The following is a 2,355-nucleotide window of genomic DNA, read 5'->3' on the forward strand; positions in this document are numbered from 1 at the left end:
CGGCGGTGTCGGTATGGCCGCGCTGCAACTGGCGCGGTACATGGGTGCGGAAGTCTTCGCCACGGCCAGTGCGGGCAAGTGGGAGTCCCTGCGGTCGATGGGCCTGGACGACGCGCGTATCGCCTCCTCCCGTGATCTGGACTTCGAGCGGGCGTTCCTGGCCGCGACGGACGGTCGTGGTGTGGATGTGGTGCTGGATTCGCTGGCGGGGGAGTTCGTCGACGCGTCACTGCGGCTGCTGCCGCGTGGTGGACGTTTCCTGGAGATGGGCAAGACCGACGTCCGCGACCCCGAGGCCGTGGCCGCGGACCACCCGGGCGTGGAGTACCGGGCGTTCGATCTCATGGACGTCGGGCCGGAGCGGATCGGGCAGATGCTGACGGCCCTGGCGGGACTGCTCGACGCCGGGCTGCTGGAGCCCCTGCCGGTCACGGTGTGGGATGTGCGCCGGGCCCCCGAGGCCTTCCGCCATCTGAGCCAGGCCCGCCATGTGGGCAAGGTGGTCCTCACGCTGCCGACGGGGTGGGAGCCGGACGGCACCGTGCTGGTCACCGGTGGTACCGGTGGACTCGGCGCTCTCGTCGCCCGCCATCTGGTGGCCGAGCGCGGTGTGCGCCATCTGGCGCTGGTCAGTCGGCGAGGGATCGAGGCGCCGGGCGCCGCGGAGCTGGTCGCGGAGCTGACGGCGCTGGGCGCCGAGGTGACGGTCGAGGCCTGTGACGTGGCGGACCGTCAGGCTGCCGCGGAGCTGCTGTCGTCGGTGGGGGTGGAGCATCCCTTGACGGCGGTCGTGCACACGGCGGGGGTGCTGGACGACGGTGTGGTTTCCGCGTTGACACCGGAGCGCCTGGAGACGGTGTTGCGGCCGAAGGTGGCCGCGACGGTGAACCTTCATGAGCTGACCCGTGACCTCGACCTGTCGACGTTCGTGGCGTTCTCCTCGGTCCAAGGCACCTTCGGCGGCGCCGGGCAGGCCAACTACTCGGCGGCCAACGCCTTCCTGGACGGCTTCGCGCAGTACCGCCGGGCACTCGGCCTGCCTGTTGTGTCGCTGGCGTGGGGGCCTTGGGCGCCGGGCGCCGGTATGACCAGCGAACTGAGTGACGCCGACCTTCTGCGGATGGCGCGCAACGGCATGCTTCCGCTGGCCGCCGACCAGGGGCTCCACCTGCTGGACACCGCCCTTGACTGCGCGTCCAGGTTCGAGCGGGCCGTCGTTCTGCCGGTGAACCTCGATGTCGGGGCGCTGCATTGGCAAGGGGCGGTGCTTCCCACGCTCCTGCGAGGACTTGCCCGGACGCCGAGTCGCCGCACCGCGCGGGCTGCCGTCGGCGACGGTGGCCGACCGGATCTCGAGCAGCGCCTTGCCGCCCTGGCGCCCGGCGACCGTGACCGTTTCCTCGTTGACCTGGTACGCGCTCAGGCGGCAGCAGTCCTCGGGCACTCCTCCGGCGCCGACATCGAGCCCGACCAGACATTCAAGGCGCAGGGCTTCGACTCGCTGACGTCGGTGGAGCTGCGCAACCGCGTCAACGCGGCGACAGGACTGCGGTTGTCGGCCACAGCGGTGTTCGACTACCCGACTCCCGTGGCTCTGGCGCGCCATGTGCTGGCCGAGGTGTCGGGGTCCGTCCATGCCGCGGGCGCGGATGCTCACGTGCCCGCGCTGGTCGGCGTTGACGACGACCCGGTGGTCATCGTCGGGATGGCCTGCCGGTTCCCGGGTGGGGTGGAGTCCCCGGAGGACCTGTGGCGGCTGGTGGCCGGCGGGGGTGAGGGGATCGGGGAGTTCCCGACGGATCGCGGCTGGGATCTGGAGGGCCTGTTCGACCCGGATCCCGGGCGGCCCGGGCGGACCTATGNTGGTATCGACCCGGCTTCGGTGCGAGGCTCCCGGACCGGTGTGTTCGCCGGAGTGATGGGCCAGGACTACGGCTCGTGCTTGCGCGAGGGGGTTCATGAGTCCGACGGCTATGTGCTGACCGGGACGAACGGCAGTGTGGCGTCCGGCCGCGTTTCCTATGCGTTCGGTCTCGAGGGGCCCGCGGTCACGGTCGACACCGCGTGTTCGTCCTCGTTGGTGTCCTTGCACTTGGCGGCCCAGGCCATTCGGTCGGGTGAGTGCGAACTGGCGCTGGCCGGCGGTGTGACGGTGATGTCCACGCCGGACACCTTCCTGGAGTTCGGCCGTCAGCGGGGGTTGGCGGCGGACGGCCGGTGCAAGGCGTTCTCGGATACGGCCGATGGGACGGTGTGGTCCGAGGGGGTGGGGGTGCTCCTGGTGGAGCGGCTGTCGCAGGCGCGGCGCAGGGGGCACACGGTCTGGGCGGTGGTGGCCGGGTCCGCGGTGAACCA

1 protein-coding gene is annotated in these 2,355 nt (G+C 71.2%); it reads left to right on the forward strand.

Annotation, left to right across the window (positions count from 1 at the left end):
- The coding region (locus IEY86_RS37940) for an SDR family NAD(P)-dependent oxidoreductase (RefSeq protein WP_189136071.1) at positions 1–2,355 on the forward strand (2,355 nt) is incomplete at both ends.

Source organism: Wenjunlia tyrosinilytica, from assembly GCF_014646055.1.
Classification (GTDB): domain Bacteria; phylum Actinomycetota; class Actinomycetes; order Streptomycetales; family Streptomycetaceae; genus Wenjunlia; species Wenjunlia tyrosinilytica.